This is a genomic window from Vibrio chemaguriensis (assembly GCF_012275705.1).
In the GTDB taxonomy this organism is placed as follows: domain Bacteria; phylum Pseudomonadota; class Gammaproteobacteria; order Enterobacterales; family Vibrionaceae; genus Vibrio; species Vibrio diabolicus.
Map to the genome: position 1 here is coordinate 31,288 of NZ_SHOE01000010.1, position 22,258 is coordinate 53,545.

The 22,258-nt window shown below is 45.3% G+C and carries 19 protein-coding genes; 9 read left to right on the forward strand and 10 right to left on the reverse strand.

Annotation, left to right across the window (positions count from 1 at the left end):
* Positions 1-78 precede the first annotated feature (78 nt).
* From EX191_RS11165 to EX191_RS11185, 5 genes are all read left to right on the forward strand, one after another.
* Complete coding sequence (locus EX191_RS11165; RefSeq protein WP_006741936.1) at positions 79-459, forward strand: DUF3302 domain-containing protein; 381 nt, start codon at positions 79-81, stop codon at positions 457-459.
* Positions 459-1,589, forward strand: a complete 1,131-nt coding sequence (locus EX191_RS11170) for an HlyD family secretion protein (protein ID WP_005394904.1) — start codon at positions 459-461, stop codon at positions 1,587-1,589. Before EX191_RS11165 ends, EX191_RS11170 begins: the two co-directional genes overlap by 1 nt.
* A gap of 337 nt (positions 1,590-1,926) precedes the next feature.
* Positions 1,927-2,475, forward strand: a complete 549-nt coding sequence (locus EX191_RS11175; RefSeq protein ID WP_005375133.1) for an ECF-type riboflavin transporter substrate-binding protein — start codon at positions 1,927-1,929, stop codon at positions 2,473-2,475.
* Between the two features lie 6 nt (positions 2,476-2,481).
* A complete protein-coding gene (locus EX191_RS11180; protein ID WP_193447764.1) occupies positions 2,482-4,218 on the forward strand; it encodes an ABC transporter ATP-binding protein in 1,737 nt (578 codons plus the stop codon).
* Positions 4,215-5,054 (forward strand): energy-coupling factor transporter transmembrane component T family protein, encoded by an 840-nt coding sequence (locus EX191_RS11185; RefSeq protein ID WP_193447765.1) that lies wholly within the window; start codon positions 4,215-4,217, stop codon positions 5,052-5,054. Before EX191_RS11180 ends, EX191_RS11185 begins: the two co-directional genes overlap by 4 nt.
* A gap of 122 nt (positions 5,055-5,176) precedes the next feature.
* Here EX191_RS11185 and EX191_RS11190 read toward each other — a convergent pair whose 3' ends face one another.
* The 4 genes from EX191_RS11190 to napG form a co-directional block, all read right to left on the reverse strand.
* Complete coding sequence (locus EX191_RS11190; RefSeq protein WP_245151480.1) at positions 5,177-5,458, reverse strand: YrhK family protein; 282 nt, start codon at positions 5,456-5,458, stop codon at positions 5,177-5,179.
* Between the two features lie 201 nt (positions 5,459-5,659).
* Complete coding sequence (locus EX191_RS11195; protein ID WP_193447766.1) at positions 5,660-6,841, reverse strand: MFS transporter; 1,182 nt, start codon at positions 6,839-6,841, stop codon at positions 5,660-5,662.
* A gap of 202 nt (positions 6,842-7,043) precedes the next feature.
* Positions 7,044-7,898 carry a quinol dehydrogenase ferredoxin subunit NapH gene (gene napH, locus EX191_RS11200; RefSeq protein WP_193447767.1) on the reverse strand — a complete coding sequence of 285 codons (855 nt, stop codon included), beginning with the start codon at positions 7,896-7,898 and terminating at the stop codon, positions 7,044-7,046.
* The gene (gene napG / locus EX191_RS11205) at positions 7,898-8,668 is read right to left on the reverse strand and encodes a ferredoxin-type protein NapG (protein ID WP_015313573.1); all 771 of its coding nucleotides are present in this window, start codon (positions 8,666-8,668) and stop codon (positions 7,898-7,900) included. Before napG ends, napH begins: the two co-directional genes overlap by 1 nt.
* 395 nt (positions 8,669-9,063) lie before the next feature.
* Between napG and EX191_RS11210 the strand changes: the two genes are divergently transcribed.
* Entirely contained in the window at positions 9,064-9,564 is a 501-nt protein-coding gene (locus EX191_RS11210) for a GNAT family N-acetyltransferase (protein WP_006741943.1), read from the forward strand.
* A gap of 43 nt (positions 9,565-9,607) precedes the next feature.
* Here the strand turns inward: EX191_RS11210 and EX191_RS11215 are convergent, their stop codons facing one another.
* Together EX191_RS11215 and EX191_RS11220 are read right to left on the reverse strand one after the other, a co-directional pair.
* Positions 9,608-10,582 (reverse strand): phosphotransferase, encoded by a 975-nt coding sequence (locus EX191_RS11215; RefSeq protein ID WP_414718292.1) that lies wholly within the window; start codon positions 10,580-10,582, stop codon positions 9,608-9,610.
* Positions 10,583-10,584: 2 nt separating this feature from the next.
* Positions 10,585-10,860, reverse strand: a complete 276-nt coding sequence (locus EX191_RS11220; protein ID WP_150917649.1) for a GNAT family N-acetyltransferase — start codon at positions 10,858-10,860, stop codon at positions 10,585-10,587.
* A 127-nt stretch (positions 10,861-10,987) separates the two neighbouring features.
* On the opposite strand from EX191_RS11220, the gene EX191_RS11225 reads away from it, so the two are divergent.
* Positions 10,988-11,734 carry a flagellar brake protein gene (locus tag EX191_RS11225; protein WP_043884593.1) on the forward strand — a complete coding sequence of 249 codons (747 nt, stop codon included), beginning with the start codon at positions 10,988-10,990 and terminating at the stop codon, positions 11,732-11,734.
* Between the two features lie 122 nt (positions 11,735-11,856).
* On the opposite strand, the gene EX191_RS11230 is transcribed toward EX191_RS11225, so the two are convergent.
* From EX191_RS11230 to EX191_RS11240, 3 genes are all read right to left on the reverse strand, one after another.
* The gene (locus EX191_RS11230) at positions 11,857-12,816 is read right to left on the reverse strand and encodes a porin (protein WP_005394882.1); all 960 of its coding nucleotides are present in this window, start codon (positions 12,814-12,816) and stop codon (positions 11,857-11,859) included.
* A 398-nt stretch (positions 12,817-13,214) separates the two neighbouring features.
* Complete coding sequence (locus EX191_RS11235) at positions 13,215-14,843, reverse strand: methyl-accepting chemotaxis protein (protein ID WP_005394881.1); 1,629 nt, start codon at positions 14,841-14,843, stop codon at positions 13,215-13,217.
* A 294-nt stretch (positions 14,844-15,137) separates the two neighbouring features.
* Positions 15,138-17,498, reverse strand: coding sequence for a Lon protease family protein (locus tag EX191_RS11240; RefSeq protein ID WP_193447768.1), 2,361 nt, complete (start codon positions 17,496-17,498; stop codon positions 15,138-15,140).
* 187 nt (positions 17,499-17,685) lie between these two features.
* Here EX191_RS11240 and EX191_RS11245 point away from each other — a divergent pair, with 187 nt between their 5' ends.
* Entirely contained in the window at positions 17,686-18,183 is a 498-nt protein-coding gene (locus EX191_RS11245) for a hypothetical protein (protein WP_006741947.1), read from the forward strand.
* Positions 18,184-18,269: 86 nt separating this feature from the next.
* Positions 18,270-19,901: an ABC transporter ATP-binding protein gene (locus tag EX191_RS11250; RefSeq protein WP_193447769.1), complete on the forward strand. Its 1,632-nt coding sequence runs from the start codon at positions 18,270-18,272 to the stop codon at positions 19,899-19,901.
* Between the two features lie 241 nt (positions 19,902-20,142).
* Here the strand turns inward: EX191_RS11250 and EX191_RS11255 are convergent, their stop codons facing one another.
* On the reverse strand, positions 20,143-22,176 hold the full coding sequence (locus tag EX191_RS11255; RefSeq protein WP_193447770.1) for a prolyl oligopeptidase family serine peptidase: 2,034 nt from the start codon (positions 22,174-22,176) through the stop codon (positions 20,143-20,145).
* Positions 22,177-22,258 lie beyond the last annotated feature (82 nt).

Below are 22,258 nucleotides of genomic sequence, written 5' to 3' on the forward strand. Positions count from 1 at the left end.
GAACGATAGTTAAGACAAATACTTAAACTGTTCATTTACGTAAGATTTTCCATTAGGTAACAAGCACAGGCAGGTAAGATGTTTCTAGACTATTTTGCACTTGGGTTACTCATCTTCGTTGCTTTGGTGATCTTCTACGGGATTATCGTTATTCATGATATTCCGTATGAAATTGCTAAAGAACGCGAACACCCTCATCAAGACGCAATTCATTACGCAGGCTGGGTTAGCCTTTTCACTTTACATGCACTGTGGCCATTTTTATGGATATGGGCAACATTGTGGCGCAAGGAGCGAGGCTGGGGCTTCAAACAACTTGAGCAAGAAACGCACGACATTCATCACCGCCTTGAAGAACTCATCGATGAAGTCAACGAACTCAAAAACGAAGTATCGATGTTGAAACAACAAAAGATTCAGCAAAGGCCTTTGACTGAACAAAGTAAAGAGGACGAATAATGGATTTATTGCTGATTCTGACTTACACAGCCCTTTGTATCGCCATTTTTAAAGTCTTTAATATTCCTTTGAACAAATGGACCGTACCTACAGCCGTACTTGGCGGCGTAGTATTGGTGGGCACACTCGTCCTTCTTATGAACTACAACCACCCATTTACTCAGTTAGGTAACCAAGTGTTCCCGACTACGCCTATCGTCTCTGGCGTGCGTGGCCGCGTGGTGGAAGTACCAGTCCAGGCCAACCAACCGCTCAAAACGGGCGATATTCTTTTCAAAATCGATCCTGTGCCTTTTGAAGCAGAAGTCGCACGCCTTGAAGCGAAAGTGAAAGAAGCAAGCCAAGGTGCGTTGGGTTTAGAGTCTGACTTGAGAGAAGCAGAAGCGGCAGTTTTGAAAGCGCAAGCCGATAGAGATAAAGCACAAAGAGAATTTAGCCGATATCAAAGGGGCTTTGATCGCGGCGCGTTTACGGAACAAGATTTAGATACTCGACGCCAAGCGTACAAAGCGGCAGAAGCCATGCTAGACGTTGCCATTTTGCAGCAAGAGCAAGCACAGATCGCATTAGAGTCGGAAATCGGCGGTGAGAATACCCAAGTCGCGCAACTACTCGCTGAGCTACGTAAAGCAGAGTTCAACCTTGAGCAAACCGTCGTTCGTGCGCCAACCGATGGTTACGTTACGCAATTGGCTTTGCGCCCTGGTGTGATGGCTGTGCCATTGCCGCTTGCCCCAGCAATGACCTTCGTGCATACCGAAGACATTACGTACACCGCGGCGTTCAGACAAAACTCGCTACAACGTTTGAAGGCAGGCTTTGAAGCGGAGTTTATGTTCCGTGCGATACCGGGCAAGGTATTCCGTGGCGAAGTCATCGACGTGATTCCAGCCATTGGTGAAAGCCAAATTCAAGCCAGAGGTGCTCTGCTTGGTACCGATGCCCTGCGCACAAGCGGACGTGTATTTGCGAAGCTGAAAATCACGGACGATTTGAGCGAATACCACCTACCAATGGGTACCGCGGTTGAAGTCGCCGTTTACTCAGACAGCTTTACTCACGTGTCAGTGATGCGCAAAGTGCTGATTCGCATGAAGAGCTGGCAGAACTATTTGTACCTAGACCATTAATGAACAGCTAGCTCATTCATTTATCGATGAAAATAGTATCAGAAAGTGTAATCGGGGGCTGACAATCAGCCTCCGATTTCATTCTAGCCATCCAGACAGATAGCATTCCCACTTTTATCAATATTCTGTATAATGCGCGCCTTATTTTTAATGCTTGCTAAAAAACAAAGCCAGTCAAAGGGATACGTGAATCAAATCACACATTTCCTGAAGAAAAATAGAGCAAACAATAAGCAGCTTGGTTGTTTTGGATATATGTTACACAATCAAATAACCAATGCTTTCCAACAATATAAATGAACGTTCTTTAAAATCGACCATTGAACTGAGGTTATCTATGAATCTTTCTGCTAAAACCGTTGTGGTTATTGCAATTGGTGCTGCTCTTTACGGCATCGGTGGCTTACCTATGTTTGGCATCCCTGTGTTTGCAAACACAACGCTAAAACCAGCCATGGCAGTATTAGCATTGTTCTCAGTACTATTTGGCCCACTTGTTGGCTTTTTGGTTGGTTTTATTGGCCACTGGGTCACTGACCTATTCGCAGGTTGGGGCGTATGGCTCACTTGGGTACTTGGTTCAGGTATTGTTGGTTTGATTATCGGTCTATTCCCTTCTCTAACGCGCTACCGTTTAGAGAAAGGCGATTTCAATATGAAAGACTTCGCGTTATTCGTAGTACTTGCGCTATTAGGCAACGTATTTGGTTACGGTTGCTCTGCATTCCTCGACACGATTTTATACGCAGAACCGTTCACTAAAGTGTTTACCCAGCTTTCTATTATCGCGATCGGTAACACCATTCTTATTGCTATTGTTGGCTTCTTCATTCTTAAGTCTGTCGCTAAACGTAACAAGCAAAGCCGTAACTTAACAGAGGCTTAATGTCGAATGACAATCGAATTTTCTAACTTCTCTTTTAGATATGAGTCGCTGGACAAACCGACGCTAAAAAATATCAATCTAAGGATAGAGAAAGGAGAGAAAATCGTCATTATCGGTCCAAGTGGTAGTGGTAAATCTACCCTTGGGCAATGTCTTAACGGACTGATCCCACACGCAATCAAAGGGGAAACCAGTGGAACATTGACCATCAATGGTCAAGACACCGCCCCTTTCGACATGCACCAATACACTGAGCAAGTTGGCACCGTACTGCAAGATACGGACAGCCAATTCGTCGGTTTGAGCATTGGCGAAGACATCGCATTTGCGCTGGAAAACCAGCTAACTTCTAACATCGACATGTACCCATTGGTCAAAGCCACGGCCAAAATGGTCGACTTGGAACAGATGTTAGATCGCTCTCCCCACGATTTATCTGGCGGGCAGAAACAGCGTGTTTCTTTGGCGGGCATTCTCGTCGATGACGTCGATATCCTTTTGTTTGATGAACCACTAGCTGCGCTTGACCCTAAAACGGGTAAAAAAACCATCGAGATCATCGATGAGCTACACCGCGAAACAGGCAAAACCATCGTAATCATTGAGCATCGTCTTGAGGACGTTCTGCATCGCTCAGTTGACCGTATTATCTTGATGGAAAGCGGCGAAATCATTGCCGATACAACGCCAGATGAAATTTTAGCGTCGCCTCTGCTAGAAGATTACGGCATCCGCGAACCGCTTTATATTTCGGCTCTGAAAGAAGCAGGCTGCGCGATTGAGGGCGATGCAAAACCTTCTAGCTTTACCTTACCGTTGGAGCAATATAAACCAGCAGTACAAGCATGGTTTGATGGTTCAACAGCACAACCACCTAAAACGCCAGCCGAGACTTTGCTTGAAGTCCGTGGCCTCACCTATTCTTACGACGGTGAGAAAAACGCGTTAGAAGACGTGAGTTTTGACATCAAGCGTGGCGAGTTTGTCTCTGTACTTGGCAAAAATGGCTCGGGTAAATCGACCATCACCAAACTGATTATGGGAGTTATTGAAGCGGATAGCGGCTCAATGAGCATGAATGGTCAAGATCTTAACGAACTGACCATCTTCGAGCGCAGCCAGAAAGTGGGCGTGGTGATACAAAACCCGAATCACATGATTTCCCATCACATGATTTTCGACGAAGTGGCCTTCGGCCTCCGTAATCGTGGCATTGAAGAGAAACAAATCGAAGCTAAAGTACTTGAAGTCCTTGAGCTGTGCGGTTTGAGCAAATACCGTCACTGGCCAATCGAAGCATTGAGCTACGGCCAGAAAAAGCGCGTAACCATTGCGTCAATTTTGGTCTTGGAACCAGAACTTCTGATCCTTGATGAACCGACGGCAGGTCAGGACTACCGGAACTACACGTCTATGCTGAGTTTCATCGAAAAGCTCAATCGCGAGTTGGGCGTAACCGTGATGATCATCTCCCACGACATGCATTTAGTACTGGAATACACCACACGCTCTATCGTGATTGCAGACAGTAAATTAGTCGCGGATGCACCAATGACGCAGGTATTCAGCAGTCCAGAGCTACTAGACCAAGCAAACCTCACCACAACAAGTCTGTTTGAGTTGGCTACGAAAGTTGGCATCGAAGACACCAATGGCTTTATGCAGCATTTTATCAATGTAGAAAAAGCGCACCGCCAACAAAAAAGCAGCGAAGTAAACCAACCAGAGAAAGCGGTGGCATGAAAAACAATAAGATGAAGTTTGGTATCAACTACATCGATACCCAATCGCCACTTCATAAGTTGAATGGCATTACTAAGTTCTTGCTTTTCATTGCTTGGGTAACGGTGGTATTGACCACATTTGACTTGCGAATCATCGCGCTGTTGATCGTGCTTGGTTTAGGCTTATTGAAAATGACCAAAGTGCCCTTTCATGTCTACAAACCGCTGTTATTCGGTACAGGCACGGTATTACTGATCAATGCCCTGTTTATGTTCGCGTTAGCGCCGCAACAAGGTACTGAGTTCATGGGCTCATCAACGGCTTTACTCTCGTTACCCGGTAATTACTCGCTCACTCAAGAGACGTTGTTTTACCTAGTAACAGTGACGTTGAAATACTTCAGCATGTTCCCAATAGCGTTAGTGTTTGTATTTACCACTCACCCGACGGAGTTTTCAGCTAGCTTGAACCGCTTGGGTGTGCCTTACAAAATCGCCTATGCCGTGAGCTTAACGCTGCGCTACTTGCCGGAAGTGAAAAAGGACTTTGTTAACATCATGCACGCGCAACAAGCACGCGGAGTAGAACTGAGTAAGAAGGCTCCGTTGTTCACTCGTATGAAGAACGTGGCGAAGATTCTTGGCCCTCTTATTTTCTCTAGTTTGGACAGAGCCGACCAAATCTCAAACGCGATGACACTGCGTGGTTTTGGCCGTCACTCATCTCGCACTTGGTACAGCTTAAAACCACTGACCAAAGCCGATATGATCTGTATGGCGGGGATTGCGGTGATAGTGATTGCTGCGATCAGCAAGCGTGTTATGGACACACAACTGTTCTGGTATCCGTTTTAAATTCTGAAGCTTCAAACTGAACATAACGTGGTTAGTGTTGTGACCACGTTATGTTTCCCTCTTTCCCCTCGATAACCCGCTCATTAGCCTCTTGCTTGCAGGTTCAAAATAGGCGTGTAATCTCAGCGGCTCGTTGATGTGCCAGAAAGTTGCTTATTTAAGCGACCAACATGAATTAAACTCATCAGTTTTATCAGGGGCTTAATGATCAACTGCGCGCTGCCTACGATGAACAGCCAAGTCCCGCTTTCAATCAACGAATCATTCAAAAAGAAAAAGCTACCAATTAAAAACCAAATAGCTATGAGCAGATCGTTGGCAGCACCTAACGCCTCATAGCGACGTTGAATAACGACGTGACGGTTTCCTAGATCTAAATCCAACTCCCTGCCATGTACCTGCACTGTAAAACCCTCCTTAGCGTTTCGACTCATGTTGTACCCGAGCAATTTCAACATACTTAGGTATAAAACCCTAACGGACCCAATAGATATGTACAACCATAGAAGACACAACATGAGGATAAAGAAAGGGGTGCCTAAGCACCCAATTCAATAAAGCTATTAACAGTAATTAACTTCTATTACTAGATAGTAAGTACCAACTTAGCTCCACTTTAATAAGCGGGTCTCATTGCCCTCTTCTGGCTTCGCTGGAATATTGAGTGACAGCAGTAAGCTCACAGCCGCCATACCTGCACCGATGTAAAATACGCTAGCAGGAGAAACCAGCCAAATCACACCAAACGTAACAGGTATCACAACCGCCGCAATATGGTTAATAGTAAACGCAACCCCAGCGGTCGACGCCATATCGGCAGGATCAGCAATTTTTTGGAAGTAGGTTTTGATAGCAAGCGCTAGCGCGAAGAACAAATGGTCGACAACATACAATGCAGCAGCCCACTCCGCGGTTTGCACCAAACCATAACCGACGAATACGAAGATCAAACCGACGTACTCAAACATCAGCGCTTTACGCTCACCAACAACGCCGATGAAGCGGCCGATTCGCTTCGCAAACAAGAAGTTAAAGACATAGTTGATCAAAAACAGCAAGGTAATGTCTGCGGCAGAGTAGCCAAACTTCTCTACCATCAAGAAGCCAGCGAAAACAGTGAAAATCTGACGGCGAGCACCACTCATAAACGTGAGCGCGTAGTACAACCAGTAACGTTTACGCAGAATGAATTTCTTGTTTTGAGGCACTTTGGTCTTAAATTGAGGGAAGGCAAATGCCATCACCAAAATAAGCACAAAACCTAAACCACCAGCCATTAGATAGACCGTTTTAAAATCAAGTTTGAGCTGTTCGAGCGAAACCCAAATCGCACCGTAGGTAAACAGAGAAGCCAAAGCCCCAACAGAAATAAATTTACCCAACATTTCCGGGGCTTCTTCTTTCGATAGCCATTGTAAAGACAAAGACTGCTTTAGTGTTTCAAAGTAGTGGAAACCGGTGGACATTAACAAGGTGGTAAAAAGTAGACCGTATAAAGTGGGAAAATAACCTGTTAATGCCGTACCAAGCGTAAGCATCGCCAAAGAGACGAGCATAAAGCGTTGTTCACGGATAAAAAGTAAAACGAATACCGCAGTGAAAGCGAGAAAGCCAGGTACTTCCCTAACACTTTGAAGTAAACCGATATCAGCGCCATCAAAGTTCGCTTTCTCGATAACAAAGTTGTTCAACAACGCCATCCAGGTAGAAAAAGCAATGGGCACGATAATGGAAATTAACAGGAGGAAATTTTGCGGCGTTCTCCAGCCTTGCGATGAGGTAGTCATGATGTTTCCTTTAAATATGAAGGCATCATCATAGCTTCAAATGTAACAAATTCGCAATATCATTATTATTTTCAACCCAAACCAAGCAGATATTGCATAGGGATATTGTTATGAAGATAAACATCGCACTCAATTCCTTGGCTAAGCGCGATGTTGTAATATCGAGAGAAATAGGTAAAACGCCAGTGATGAGGCTCGTAACTTAATCGATATTCTTTACTGCTAGACGATTCTTAAATTCAAACACATGTTCTGGACACACATCCAAACAGCGGCCACAACTTATGCAGTTTTGATCCATAACTCGACGATCTCCCTCTTTCAAAGGCTGCCGAAGCACTTCTGGTTCTGGGCAAACATAAAAGCAGTCCATGCATTTCGTGCAATCCTCGCGGCGAACAGCGGTAACGCGCAACAGGCTTTTTCGGCCTATCACGCCATAGGTAGCTCCCAGTGGACATAAGTGCCCACACCACCCATGCTCAACCAAGAGTAAGTCCAGTACGAACACCAGTGCGATCAGCACCCAACCTGCGCCCATACCAAACACCAATCCGCGATGCAGTGCCGCCACTGGATCTAACCATGTCCAAAGAATCGCGCCAGACAGCGCGCTGCCCAACATCAAAACAGGGATCAGCCAATAGCGAATAGCAGGAGACCAACGATAGCTCGCTTTAATGTTGAACTTTCGGCGCAGCCACGCCGCTAAGTCCGTCACGATGTTCAACGGGCATACCCAAGCACAAAATGCGCGCGGTGCTAAAATCGCATAGAACACCACGACAATCACTACGCCTAACAACGCATTAAACTCCGGTATATGCCCTGTCGCCAAAGCTTGAAGCACAATTAACGGGTCACTTAAAGGGACCGTATCGAGCAACATACTCGATGAGAGGTTACCGGTTAGAACCCCTAATGTCGGCCCAGCCATAAACAGCGCAATGATGGTGAGCTGACATAGCCGACGTAAAACCAGAAACCGATGCGCGCGCCACCAACCAAGCTTTTCTACCGCTTCTTTGCCAGCATTTTGAGCTAAGTTCTTTGCCATTACTTACCTCCTTTTAGCGATTCAAGCGCACCTTCCGGCACAGGCGTCTCACTAGGGAGGATATTTTCGAGTGGTTTGTCGATCTCTTTCCAACCAAAATTGTAGTGACTGCCCACTTTGCCTTTCGCCAAATCCGTCGGGACGACTTTAATAGCAGCGACATCCAACACGCACGCTTGTTCGCACTTACCGCATCCGGTACACACTTCGGAATTCACTGTTGGGATAAGTTTGGCGTGATAACCGGTTCGGTCGTTGTGAACCATCTCTAACGTGATGGCTTCATCAATCAGCGGACAAACGCGATAACAAACGTCGCATCGTAGCCCTTGCCAGTTAAGGCAAGTTTCATGGTCAATAAGAACCGCTGTCCCCATGCGAGCGTCATCAATATCGGTTAGCTTCGGATCCAGCGCCCCACTCGGACAAGCGACAACACAAGGAATGTCTTCACACATTTCGCAGGGAATATCGCGCGCAGTAAAGTAAGGTGAACCAGTGGCTACAGGAGAAAGTAATGTCGCGAGTTTCAATGTGTCGTAAGGGCATGCTTGAACACACAAGCCACATCGAATACAGGCTGATTCGAAATCGCCTTCTGGCAAAGCACCGGGTGGGCGAATAGGCACACCTTTCGTTTCTCGAGCTTGGCTTTGCAGCGATTGTAAGCCCAACACACACGCCGCTGCGCCAACGCCTGCCGCAGTTCGGACAGTATCACGCAAAAATCGACGCCGACTTTGCGATGTTTTAGACTGAGAGGATTTCATGCTATTTCCTCAACGAAACTCCTTTATCAAGTTAAGCATAAATAGCGCTAAACGTACCTCTTCCCCATACCTCATAAGAGGTAACTCCACCCTCAATTGATTCAAGTCAACTGATGTACAGTGCCGTCGTCACAGTTTGAATCATTCCATTTATTTCCTCCAACATGAAATTCACCACGATACTCTGCCGTGCACGCCATTTTCAGTACAATAATTCAACACCTTTGCAATCTATTCGCTAAATTCAAAGATAAATGACTACTAAAATTTAGAAAAACATCGCTATAACAACCTAATTTAAAAGGTGTTTATCTCTCAAACCTCAAAAAATACTATCCAAAATAAGGAACTGTGGTTAGATTGAAAATTAATACTAAAAAGCGAAGGAGAGAAGCATGGAAATTATCGTACGTCCAACAACCGTTGAAGACGCAGCGGCACTCGTAGAAATCTATTCACAACCAAAAGCACAACGTGAAACCCTGCAACTCCCAAAACCTTCGCTCGCAATGTGGGTAGAACGATTGTCAAATATGCCCGCAGGCGTTTATAGCTACGTCGCTGAAATCGATGGTAAAGTAGTGGGTAACATTGGCTTTCACCACTCGCAGCGTCCGAGAACAATGCACACAGCATCATTTGGCATCGGAGTGCATGATAGTTTCCACGGGCTGGGTATTGGTAGCAAGTTGATTGAAACAGTCACTGAACTGGCGGATAACTGGCTAAACGTGAGAAGAATTCAAATAGAAGTCAACGCCGATAATGACGCCGCCATTGGGCTGTACAAAAAACATGGATTTCAAATTGAGGGCGAAGCGATTGATGGCTCCTTCCGAGATGGCGAGTTCATCAATACCTATTACATGGCACGTATCAGGCCAAGTAAAAAGTAAATTAAAACCTCCTAGTTGGAGGCTTTTCTTTTTAAACTTCTACTCACTTTCGTAAGTGAGTCAGCGCTCTGCTAGTCAATGCTTCTGTGTAAGGATTGATCTTCCAGTGATCAGGGCTCCAACCTTTCACAAATCGTTGAAAGTCAGCCCACGCAACCGCAAACAAAGGACGCCATTCGCGCTCGACTTCATTGGGGTCGAGATTCGGCTGATAAACCATTAACGCCTGTTGCAACTGAGCAAAATACGTGTCCAAGACCCAAACTTCCATCTCTGCACAACGTTCTGGCTTGACGGCGCTGCTCATGAACAGTGCTACGTCTTTCATCGCACAGCCATGTCCGACGTATTGAAAGTCGACCGCAGCAACGCTTAATTCTTCTCGATCAAAACAGAAGTTCGCCAATTTGGCATCACCGTGTACAAGCGTCTTGAACTTGGCTTGCGAAAGCGTTTGATCAATTAATTGAGCGGCATTTTTTAGCTCGGTGTCTTGCAGCACCTCAAGCTCATCGGGTCTGGTTGCCAAGTGCCAATACGTGCCGCTATGCCACAGCTTATCCGAGCGAACACCGATGTAGCGCGCATGAAAGTTCGCCAACCAAGCAAGGCAGGCTCGTAGATGTTCTAGCTTTGCATCGGTGATGACTTTTGGAAAGCCCGCCTCGGCGAGATCTTCCATCACGATGAGCCATTCATTCTCCGATTGGAACGTTTTTAGACCTTGTGGTACTCGGCAGCGAGTGCTCACCTCTCTGGAAAAATGCGTATACCAATTCACTTCCACCTGATAAGAGTGCAGCTTTCTTTGGTGAGATCGGTCCGTATTCCAACCTCTTGGATGCTCTGAAGGCTTAGGGAGTTTTACATGCTTAATGATCACCGAACAAGTTGAATAAGTAACTCGGACTAACTCACCATAGCCTCCCCATAGCGATTGTATGACTTCTACCGCTTGATAATTCCCAAGCTTTAGCTCCTGGCCAATGCTTTGGTAACGTTGGTGGTTGTCGTTCATCATCATGCAAGCAGATGTGACCAGGCTTGGTTTTTCTCCATATAATGAATGACATATGGACAGACTGGTTTGATTTGATAACCGAGTGCCTCAATTTCTGGCAATACCGCTTCCATCATCACTTTTCCGTACCCTTTACCTCGTAATGCTTCAGGAACTACGGTTGATGTGATGTGCATGACATTATTCTCAAGCTGATAAACCACCTTGGCTTTATAACCTTGTTCTAAACCAACCCAAAATGTGTTGTTTTCAACTTCATGAGTTACTTTATGCATATCTTGCTCTCTAATTTTTGTTACGGATTGATTGAATCAAACTATATCACTGAATAGAATCAACACCATGCGGAAGTGCTCTGTCACTTCACGCCATTACCTTCTCAAATCAGGTACGACAATAATAATGAGAAATATGAGCCCTATTGCCAGAGACGGCAAACTACCTCTGCAAAGCAAGAAGGCACCCGAACGTCAGGCAAGTACACTAAATAGCACCGATGCAATGGCAATGGTCGAACATGGCAGTGAAGTAAGTTTAAACGTCACGACACCTGTTGGTACCAAGTTTATTACAACCAGCACATTTGTCGGCTGTCACTCAAATAATACCGCATTGATAGAGGTTCCGAACATCTCCGATGAGGACTTGAAATTCTATTTTCAAGAAGGCTTTTGGATCAATGTAAAAGCGTACTCTCATCGAGGGGAAGGTGCTGTCATTCCATTTCGGGCGCAATTGCAGCACCGACTCGGCGACCCGTATCCAATTTTAGTGCTAAGTCTACCTAACACCATGCAGGTCTTTCAGCTTCGTAAAGAAGTACGTTACGAAGTGAATTTGAGAGCGCGCGTTTGTTTAGAAGCCTATCGAACTGAATGCGAGATAAGAGATTTATCTCGTAGTGGGTGCCGCTTTGTGACATCACCAATGAGCCGACCACTTCAGGTTGGTGATCGCGTTTCATTGGACCTAACCATGCCCGGTGAAAGCCACATGCTCGCGCCATTGCGAGGTCGTATTTGTAACTTACAAAAATCGACACACCATGCTCGCTATGGAATGGAGTTTGATGAGGTTGGTAAAACCAACGCTAAAAGTCTCCTGAGTCACCTAAAATTTGATGGGACTAAACTCACACTAAAAAGGTAGCTTTGATAACGAGCACCAAGCATCGGCCAGTTTTGATACCCGGAAAACAAGAAACCCCTTACTGTAAAGTAAGGGGTTTTGTTTACTAAGAATAAGGCAGAATCTTAGATAACAGTTTCGACTTAGAAGTCGTAACGTAGACCTAGCGCTAGCTCATCTTTTTCATCAGCACCTTCGTTATCCATTAGATCGAAGTTGTATGATGCGTAGCCACGGAAGTTAGGCTTGAAGTAGTAAGTAACATCAACAGCTAGGTTTTCTACAGTATCAGCATCTTCTAGCTCACCTTTGTTGAACGTAGAAGTAAATACAGTTTGACCCATAGTGTATGATGCAGCTAGTTCGTAGCCTTTGTAATCCGCAGACTCACCTGCAACATCCACGTCTGCGCCTGTGTAGTTACCAGCGAAGTAGAAATCACCTACAGAGTATGCAGCAGCAAGCATGAACTCATCACTATCGTTTTGGTCTGCATAACCAGCACCTAGTTCAATACCAGTATTAGCAAATGCGTAGATACCAGATAGAGAGAAGCCATCTTCCTCGTTGTCTGTAAAACCTTTTGCATCTGTTGTGCGATCAGCAAAGCGGTAGCTAGCACGTACAGCTAGTTGCTCGAATTGGCCTTTGTAAGACAGCATGTTGTCTGTACGGTCAGATACTGGCAGTTTAAGTGCTGCAGTGTTACCGTGGTAAGCCATAATATCGGTAAAATCAGTAAGAACGAATAATGCACCGTCGTTTTTACCGTAAGTTACTTCACCGTATTTACCGCCTAGGCCTGCATAAGCATAACGAGTTTCAAGGTCACTGTTGTTATCTACGGCACCTTCTTCTTTTGTTTCGAACTCACCTTCCCAAAAACCAACACCGTATAGGTTTTCATTGATTTCCTGTTTGCCTAGGAAGTTAAGACGGATGCGAGTACGGTCTTTTGCCTTACCATCCATCATAGAAAGACGCGCTTCAGCGCGGCCGCCCATCTCAAGAGAAGTGCCATCTTGGTTGTATAGTTCTGAAGCGACAACTTGAGATCCTGATGCCATTAGCGCCACTGCTACAGCTAAAGTTTTTAATTTCATTGTTATTTTCCATATCATTGTTTTATATGTATTTTCTCACCAGAAAAACAGGACTTTTCTGTACCAACGAGAAAACTGGCGGCATAGTAGCAGCTGTTATTTTTCACGCAACGCGTTGAATAAACAGCACTTATAGAAGAAAACACCAAGTAAAATGACGATATGAATACCTCTCAACCATCAAGTTATCGGTTGAGGTAAAAAAATCGTTCGCGTCAAAAAAAAATTGACGCAAAAAATGTAAAAACAATCTCATTATATGTGATTTTGCTCGCAAAATATTTTCACTAAATGACTGTTTTAGATAGACTTCCTGATTTTAAATCAGTTTCTCACAAACAAAAAAATCCCCAAGCAATAGCTCAGGGATTTATACATTTTGTTAGGCGAATAGCGAATTAAAGCTTAAAGAAGCTCAATTGCTCTTTCTGCTTCTCTGCAAGTAATGAAAGCTCAGTACTCGCGCTTGCGCTTTGACTAATACCCGCCACATTCTGGTTAACGAGTTCAGACATGTTAACCACGTTGCGGTTGATGTCTTGAGTGACTTGAGACTGCTCTTCGGCTGCGGTTGCCACTTGCGTGTTTGAATCGTTAATGTTGGCTACCGACTCGGTAATACCAACCAATGCCTCATTCGCTTGTTGCGTCAGTTCGTTGTTACGACTGAGCATATCAAGGCTGACTTGCATGCTGTCATTCGCAAGCCCAGACTGCGCTTGAAGTTCTTCAATAATCGTTTGGATCTCTTGAGTCGAGTCTTGCGTGCGTGCCGCGAGCATACGTACTTCATCCGCAACAACCGCAAAACCACGACCAGACTCACCAGCACGCGCTGCTTCAATCGCAGCGTTCAATGCGAGTAAGTTGGTCTGCTCAGAGACACCGCGAATCACTTCAATAACGTCGTTGATCTGAACCGACTGCTCTTTTAAACGCAGTACCACTTGCGCTGCATCGTTCAATGCCTGAGACATCTGTGCGCTTGCTTCTGCACTCTCTTGGAAGATAGCCAGACCTGATTGCGCAAGACCATCAGCTTCGCGAGCTGTCGAATCCGCAGACGTTGCATTATCGCTCACGTTGTTTGCCGTGCTAGCAAGTTCATTAACAGCCGATGCAACTTGTTCGATCTCGGCTAGCTCTAGCTGAGCATTCGCTTCTGCTTGCGTCATTACTGCGGCAAGCTCAGTCGATGCCGATGCAACCTCTTCACTGATGCGAGTAAGCTGGTCGACCGTGTTATAAAGCTGTTCTGCTGTTTGGTTAACATCTTTGCTCAGCTTCGCAATTTCGTTATCACCATCTACATCTGCGCGAACTGATAAGTTGCCCATTGCCAACTGACGCATCACTTCTTGAAGTTTTTGAATAGGCGTAACAATCATGCCTGATAAGATCCACGCCCCGACCAATGAGAACGCAAATACCGCAAGAACTGTCAGCATAGCGTTGTTTTGTACACGCTCATTCTGTTGATGGCTTCTTATGGTTGACTGCTCTGCTTGGTCATTCACATGCTTCGACAGAGTATTGATTTGTTGAACCATTTCTCGGCCAACATTACGGTACTCTTTAATGAATGCACGGTACTCACTGTCCGACTTCAAGCCTTGATCGTACTGGTTAAAGAAAGCCACTGAGCGCTCTGAATATCGAACATAGGCTTCGATCGCTTGGCGAACTTTAATCGCATCTTCACGAAACAGATTACGAGCTTCAATCGCACTTAAATCAGCTTCAACCTGCTTTAAGCCTTCTTTCAATTCATTAAGAAAATTTTCACGACGGGAAGCGTCGTAGATAGCGTAAACCGCTGTAATACGAAGTGGATAAATTTCATCGTCAATACGCGCCAAAGTGTCTTTATGGAAAACCAAAGACTCTTGGTTGGAAGCAATAACATCTTGCTCAGCTTGAAGATTGTTTTTAGTAATCCACAAAGCAATAAACAAAACAATCGCGGTAAATAATACCGGAACCAAAATTTGCGTTCGTACTGACAAATTTTTCAGTGATAACTGCATGACTGGACCTCAGTTGTATGCGTGATGCCTATATCCAAACGAACTCAAGCAACTCTCAATACTGAAGCTGCATTTCGGTTATTTGAATATCTATGCTTCCTTGCGACGGGAAAGTTCCCAGACGAATAAACAAGTGGCGAATATTAGAGGTCGATCACACTTTTGTCTAGTACAAAAAGTCCCCATTTTCAATCTGTTATTGACAATATCCCGACAGTAGTGTCGGGATATTGTCGTTATGATAAATTGTGATCACTTATGATGAGATACATTCACATTTAGGACGGTTTTAGGCTATTTTCTCAACGAATTGAGCTTAGCTTGAGCAAGGCCAAAAATCGTATCTATTGGATAAGAACCTTCATCGGTTGGCTCACCGGCGACTTTCCCCGTGAACAGCTCGATGGCTTCAGTGACATGATCAATCGCCCAAATATTAAACTCACCTTTTTCTACTGCTTTCACGATGTCGGAACGGAGCATCAAGTTGTGAACGTTAGATTGCGGGATAATGACCCCCTGCCCTTCATGACGACCTTTAATCACACACACATCGTAAAAGCCTTCAATTTTTTCGTTCACACCACCAATCGGCTGAGCTTCACCAAACTGATTCATCGAGCCTGTAATCGCAATGTCTTGTCGGTTTGGTTGCTTTGAAAAAGCAGACACCACAGCACATAGCTCTGCCATGCTGGCACTATCACCGTCGACACCACCATAAGATTGCTCAAACGTAATCGTTGTGGTTAATGGTACTCGCGCCGTTTTACCAAACACGGAAGACAAGTAGGCCGATAGAATCATCACGCCTTTAGAGTGAATACTGCCGCCCAAATCCACACTGCGTTCGATATCGATAACATCCCCATCGCCGTAACACGTCGTCGCGGTGATGCGATTCGGCGCGCCAAACATGTAGTCGCTGGTACTTAATACCGAGAGGGCATTCACTTGACCGATAGCCTTCCCTTCAGTGCGAATCAAGGTTGTACCGTTAACAAACGTTTCCATCACGTTGTCGCGTAATCGGCTCACTCGCATTTCTTGGTTCTTGAGCGCCTCTTCCACATGACCGATACGGATCATGTTGGAGTTGGCTTGACGAGCAACGTAGTTTGACTCACGTAATAAATTCGCAATATTGGCAGAGTGGAGTGATAGCTTGGTTTGATCACCAGACAAGCGTGAACTGTATTCGATAATCCGTCCCATGGACTTTCTATCACAGTGCAGCATATTGTTGTCGTTCACGACGCTAGAAATAAAGCGCGCATAGTGCAGTTCCGACTCTGGCGTTCGCTTCATCTCATCTTCAAAATCCGCTGTCACTCGGAACAACTCACTGAACTCTGGATCGTAATGCTGCAGCAATTGATAAGTTCGGTAGTCACCAAACAGAATGATTTTAATGTCGAGCGGGATAGGCTCGGGATCGAGTGATACCGCCCCTGTCAATGTCACTTCTTTTTCTAGGGAGGTAAAGCTCAATTGACGAGCACGCAGTGCGCGCTTCAAACCATCCCAAACGTAAGGCTGTTCAAGCACTTTCTGTGCATCCATTAACAGAACGCCGCCATTCGCCTTATGCAAACTCCCCGCACGAATCAGCGAAAAGTCGGTAAACACGGTTCCCTTGAAAGTGGCTGTCTCAATCGAACCGAAGAGCGAATGGTAATTAGGGTTTTCTTCAACAACGATAGGAAAGTCACTGCTGTTGCGGCTTACCAATACGTTCACTTTATAACGACGTGGCAATTTTTTATCCAACGACGCCGTCGCAATTTCGCCTTGCTCACCACTTTGATCAAGGAAGATATCTGCGTTTTCAACAATATCTTTTTGCAGCTCAGTTAAGTACGTTTTGATTTCAGAATATTCCGCGTAATCCACTTTGAGCTTTTTAATGAAGTGAGTAATCACATCGAGCGTCACTTCATCATTAAGCTTTTTGATTTTGTCGCTGTAAGTTTCTTCCCACTCTGTGAGTTCACGGACCATCGAACGTAACCGCGCTTCGAGTTCATCAATGGCATCGCTGAACTGCTCTTGCTCTTTCTTACTTAGTGCATCAAAAGACTCTTCCGTATGAAGCTCATCACCATTCATGGCAACAAACTGATAATCGCCTTGTGTGGTAAGCGTCAAGCTAATGCCTTTCTCTTTTGCCTCTCGGCTAATGCGGTCCAGTTCGTTTTGTTGCTTCGCCGCTAATTGGTTTTTTAATCGCTCAGCGCGGCTAAAGTACATTTCATTGTCGAACGCTAGGGGTAAAGCATTCAGTAGTTTGCCCATTAAGGCCTCAATATCAACACGTAACTTATTCCCGATACCACAAGGCAGCTTCAATACCTTGGGTGTGCGGGTATCTTCAAAGTTCGCAACGTAACACCAATCAAACAAGGCTGCTGCATCGTGCTGGTGACGATTCAGATAGCGCAGGATCATGGTGCGTTTACCTAGCCCATTCTGACCAATGGCGTAGATGTTATACCCTTTCTCTTTGATGGACATCGCAAACTCGACCGCTTTTTGCGCGCGCTCTTGGCCCACAATCTCATCAATTGGAGGTAACTCCTTGGTCGACTTACATGGCATATTCTCTAGATCTGCTACAGAATATAGCTGCTTAGCTTCCAATCTTAGTATTGCCATATCCACTTCCTTTTTTCTTATTTTCGTCATTTGAGTGTAGAGATTATTTGCTTAATTTTAAGTGATTTACCTTCCACCCTAGTTTGATTGGACATTTTATGAGCACAAAAGTGATATCAACACGCACTTGCAATTGATAATCAATTTCATTTAATATCAAAGCAAATCAACTCTTGTGGAGATGGACATGAATATTGAGCAATGCTGGATGCGCTACTTGAAAGCAGAGCAATTGATGGAACAAGGCCACTGGCCCGAGGCACATCGTTTATACGACGATGTACTCAGCAATCTACCCAACCACATTCATTCGGCGCTCGAAAATGCTCAAACCAAACCTTGTCAGTTTGTCTGTCTCATCACCGGGCTGAGAGATGCGTGCGTCGCACAATCGGAGATTCTCAACAAACTCGGATTGCAGCACGATGCTTTTTCAACACTCAATCAAACGTACGCACTGTTCCAATTCTTGCAACTAGAGAATCATGAACTTATTGAGCGTGTGGGTCATTTACTTGGTCAACAAAGTGAAGACTTGTTAGCTCATATGGCGGCATTTTGCTCTGCTCAACGCAATGCTCAATGGATGATTGAGCTAGACCATGTGACGCGCGCACATGAGCAGTTTTTGCATTTGCAAGCGATGAGTTCGGCAAAGCCTTCGCCTTCTCACCTGTACAATTAATCTAGAATCCAAGCAATGAGGTCTGCCAGACTTAGCGCAGCCCATTGCTTGTGTTTCATTTGCTTTATCAACCACAAGGATCTGTGATGTCTTCTAAAACCATTCTTTCGGTGAATAACCTATCGGTCAGCTTTACGACAAACGATGGGATCGTCGATGCAGTAAAGAATGTTAGCTTCGATTTAAAAGAAGGCGAGACGCTTTCCATCGTTGGCGAGTCTGGGTCTGGCAAGTCAGTATCAACCAATGCATTGATGAAACTATTGCCAGACAACGCTATTTTGCATACGAACTCATCCATCATGTTTGAGGGTAGCTCCATCTTGGATAAAACGGAGCGTGAAATGCAAAGCATTCGCGGTGATCGTATCGGTATGATTTTTCAAGAGCCGATGACCTCACTGAACCCATACATGCGGGTGGGGATCCAAGTTGCTGAGGCCATCATGTGCCACCGTCCAGTGGATAGACGGAAAGCCAAAGCGAGAGTGTTAGAGCTGTTTGAACTGGTTCACATGCCAGAGCCAGAGAAAGCGTACAGCAAATATCCGCACGAGTTTTCTGGCGGTCAGTTGCAACGCATCATGATTGCAATGGCATTGATTAACGAACCCGATATTTTAATTGCCGACGAACCAACCACCGCGTTAGATGTCACGGTTCAAGCAGAAGTGCTGCACCTGATTAAAGAAATTCAGGCTCAGATGGGCATGGCAATCCTATTTATTACTCATGATTTAGGCGTCGTAAAACACTTTGCCGACCGTGTCATTGTGATGTGTAAAGGGGAAGTCGTCGAAGAAGGCGAAACGCAAACACTCTTCGAAGACCCAAAGCACGAATACACACGTATGCTGATCAACTCGATTCCAAAAGGCAGTAAGGACCCTATTAGCGAGAGTGCTACACAACTATTAAAAGCTGACGATATACGAGTCAAATTCTTGATAAAGTCGCATTTTATTGCCAGTAAAAATGAGTACTTCGAAGCCGTAAAAGGCATTTCTCTTGAGCTCAAACAAGGGGAAACACTCGGGATTGTTGGGGAATCCGGTTCAGGCAAGTCTACCCTCGGCCGCGCACTGATAGGCCTCCTGCCATCCACAGGTAAAATCGAATACAAAGGCCAAGATATGGCTTTGCTGACAAACAAAGAACGTTTTGAGCTGAAAAAAGACGTTCAGATGGTGTTCCAAGACCCTTATGGTTCGCTTTCTCCTCGTATGACTATCGGCGAGATCATCACTGAAGGATTAACTGTCCACCAGCCAACGTTGAGTAAAAAAGAACGTATGCAGAAAGCACGCGACGTGCTTCGAGAGGTTCGCTTAGATCCCGCGTCCATCAACCGCTATCCGCACGAGTTTTCAGGAGGCCAGCGTCAGCGTATTGCTATCGCGCGAGCACTGATCCTTGAACCTTCGTTTATTTTGCTTGATGAGCCGACCTCTGCATTGGACCGCTCGGTTCAACTGACTGTGATTGATCTCCTGAAAGATTTGCAGAAAAAGCATAACATTGGCTACTTGTTTATTAGCCACGATCTATCAGTCGTCAAAGCCCTTTCTGATCGTGTTCTTGTCATGCAAAAAGGCGAGGTCATGGAACAAGGTACAGCCGAAAATATTTTCCAAAACCCTAAAAATGACTACACGAAAAAACTGATAGATGCCTCATTTGATCTTGAAAACAGTGAAAATCAGCACAATGCGGCTTAGGTTCATCACAGTTTCATATTCATAAACTAGGATTAAGAAAAGGTGATGATTTCATCTTGTCTTAAGAATGGCATAGCTGCCTTTCGGTTTGGCCGCCGAGACTGGTTGGTTCAAGAGTCAGACTTAGTCAACCTGACTCAAATACTGGTAAACAGTATGAATTGAGTTCCCCCAACCATGAAAAATGCCGCGACAGAGTCGCGGCATTTTTTATTCTCAGAAGCTTCGAGTAACTAAGGCATTAAATCGACTCAATACCCATATTGTATAACGTAAATGCATACACGTCTGTGGTGAGGTCAATTTGCTTACTCAACGGCATCCCTGCACCATGTCCAGCATTGACATCAATGCGTATTAATACTGGATTAGCGCCTTGCTGCTTGTCTTGCAGCTCCGCAATAAACTTGTACGAATGTGCTGGAACCACACGATCGTCGTGATCGGCAGTTGTCACCAATGTCGCAGGATACTGCACGTTTTCTTTTACATTGTGAACAGGAGAGTAGCCAAGCAAGTATTGGAACATCGCTTCGCTTTGTTCAGACGTGCCATAGTCATACTTCCAGCCTTCTCCAGACGTAAACGTGTGGTAACGGAGCATATCAAGCACACCTACAGCTGGCAGCGCCACCTTAAATAACTCAGGACGTTGCGTCATACACGCACCAACCAACAAGCCGCCATTTGAACCACCACGAATCGCTAGACGCTCGGAGCTAGTGTAGTCGTTTTCAATCAGGTATTCCGCCGCCGCAATAAAGTCATCAAACACGTTTTGCTTTTGCTGCTGAGTGCCTGCGTTGTGCCAGGCTTTACCGTATTCACCGCCGCCTCGCAAGTTGGCGACAGCGTAAATACCACCCAACTCTAGCCAGTTGGCCACATTGCCAGAAAACATTGGAGTGAGGCTGATGTTAAAACCGCCGTAACCATACAGCATGGTTGGCGCACTGCCATCAAGCGCGATGCCCTTCTTGTATGAGATGATCATCGGAACTTGCGTGCCATCTTTTGAGGTGTAGAACACCTGTTTTGATTCATACTCACTGCGAGCGAATGGCGCTTTTGATTCTTGAAACAGCGTCGATTCACCAGACTCAACATCAAATGAGAAGATCGTCGGTGGCGTCACGTAGTTAGTAAAGGTGTAATACAGCGTTGTTTCTTCTTTTTTACCCGCTAGACCATAAGCCGTGCCCTCTCCCGGCAGTTCAACATCTCGAATCCACTCACCTTGATAGTTAAACTGCTGCACTTTAGAAAGCACATCCACCATATAAGTCGCAAACAGATAACCGCCACCTTTGCTGATTTCTAACGGCTGTTCTTGTTCAGCAATCACATCCATCCATTGCGCTGTTCGGGTGTTGTAGCTGACAACTTTGCCATTCGGCGCATCTAGGTTGGTGTAAAGCAGCAAGGTTTCGTCTTGACTATCAATCAAGTAGGTGTCGCCTTGCGTTGTATCACGAAGCGTCACAATCGCTTGGGACTCAGACTGTAAATCGATATAAAACAGACGATTACCCGATGTGGATTCTGCGCCAGAAATAATGAGGAAGCGATCGTCCGTCGTCGTGGTACCAGACACATAACGGTGAACCTGCGTATCCAACTCACCGAAAATCACTTTATCTTCAGACTGAGGTGTACCAAGTTCATGATAATAAAGCTTGTGATGTTCAGTTCGCGCAGATAACTCACTGCCTTGCGGCTTATCATAGCTTGAGTAATAGAAGCCTTTGCTGCCCAGCCAAGAAATCGACGTAAACTTCGCATCCACAATCTCAGGCTCTAACTGTTCTTTGGTTTCCGCATCAATAACAAAGATCTTGCGCCAGTCACTGCCCCCTTCCGAGATGGAATACGCGACCAAACGATAATCTTTCGAGAAGCTGACTTCGCCAAGAGAGGTCGTGCCCTCTTCAGAGAACGTATTTGGGTCAAGGAAGACTTCGGCTTCTCCCTCGCCTTTACGGCGATACAATACGCTTTGGTTTTGCAAACCGTCGTTTTTGTAGAAATAGGTGTAGTCACCACGTACAAATGGCTGGGAATATTTTTCGTAGTTTTGGCTGTTCGCGACCAAGTCACGGATTTGTTGGCGGTACGGGATCTGACCCAGGAAATCGAATGTTACCGAGTTTTGACCCGAAACCCATTGTGCGGTTTCTTCGCTGCGATCATTTTCTAACCAGCGATAAGGGTCGGCAATGTCGTGGCCAAAGTAAGTGTCCACGACAGAATCTTTACGTGTTTTTGGGTAATGCATAACGTCCGTGTTACTCCGTCGTTTTTATTAAGTTGTTTATCTTCAATCGTTTTATTGCGGTGATTACCTTAGAGCACCCAAT

Excerpts from the sequence above, each read along its gene's own strand:
- napG (WP_015313573.1), bottom strand. The coding sequence starts at position 8,668 with ATGAAATCCTCTCAGTCTAAAACATCGCAAAGTCGGCGTCGATTTTTG.
- EX191_RS11180 (WP_193447764.1), top strand. The coding sequence starts at position 2,482 with ATGACAATCGAATTTTCTAACTTCTCTTTTAGATATGAGTCGCTGGAC.
- EX191_RS11225 (WP_043884593.1), top strand. The coding sequence starts at position 10,988 with ATGAGAAATATGAGCCCTATTGCCAGAGACGGCAAACTACCTCTGCAA.
- EX191_RS11215 (WP_414718292.1), bottom strand. The coding sequence starts at position 10,582 with ATGAACGACAACCACCAACGTTACCAAAGCATTGGCCAGGAGCTAAAG.
- EX191_RS11165 (WP_006741936.1), top strand. The coding sequence starts at position 79 with ATGTTTCTAGACTATTTTGCACTTGGGTTACTCATCTTCGTTGCTTTG.
- EX191_RS11175 (WP_005375133.1), top strand. The coding sequence starts at position 1,927 with ATGAATCTTTCTGCTAAAACCGTTGTGGTTATTGCAATTGGTGCTGCT.
- EX191_RS11230 (WP_005394882.1), bottom strand. The coding sequence starts at position 12,816 with ATGAAATTAAAAACTTTAGCTGTAGCAGTGGCGCTAATGGCATCAGGA.
- EX191_RS11240 (WP_193447768.1), bottom strand. The coding sequence starts at position 17,498 with ATGGCAATACTAAGATTGGAAGCTAAGCAGCTATATTCTGTAGCAGAT.
- EX191_RS11185 (WP_193447765.1), top strand. The coding sequence starts at position 4,215 with ATGAAAAACAATAAGATGAAGTTTGGTATCAACTACATCGATACCCAA.
- EX191_RS11170 (WP_005394904.1), top strand. The coding sequence starts at position 459 with ATGGATTTATTGCTGATTCTGACTTACACAGCCCTTTGTATCGCCATT.
- EX191_RS11255 (WP_193447770.1), bottom strand. The coding sequence starts at position 22,176 with ATGCATTACCCAAAAACACGTAAAGATTCTGTCGTGGACACTTACTTT.
- EX191_RS11210 (WP_006741943.1), top strand. The coding sequence starts at position 9,064 with ATGGAAATTATCGTACGTCCAACAACCGTTGAAGACGCAGCGGCACTC.
- EX191_RS11235 (WP_005394881.1), bottom strand. The coding sequence starts at position 14,843 with ATGCAGTTATCACTGAAAAATTTGTCAGTACGAACGCAAATTTTGGTT.
- EX191_RS11220 (WP_150917649.1), bottom strand. The coding sequence starts at position 10,860 with ATGCATAAAGTAACTCATGAAGTTGAAAACAACACATTTTGGGTTGGT.
- EX191_RS11195 (WP_193447766.1), bottom strand. The coding sequence starts at position 6,841 with ATGACTACCTCATCGCAAGGCTGGAGAACGCCGCAAAATTTCCTCCTG.
- napH (WP_193447767.1), bottom strand. The coding sequence starts at position 7,898 with ATGGCAAAGAACTTAGCTCAAAATGCTGGCAAAGAAGCGGTAGAAAAG.
- EX191_RS11250 (WP_193447769.1), top strand. The coding sequence starts at position 18,270 with ATGTCTTCTAAAACCATTCTTTCGGTGAATAACCTATCGGTCAGCTTT.
- EX191_RS11245 (WP_006741947.1), top strand. The coding sequence starts at position 17,686 with ATGAATATTGAGCAATGCTGGATGCGCTACTTGAAAGCAGAGCAATTG.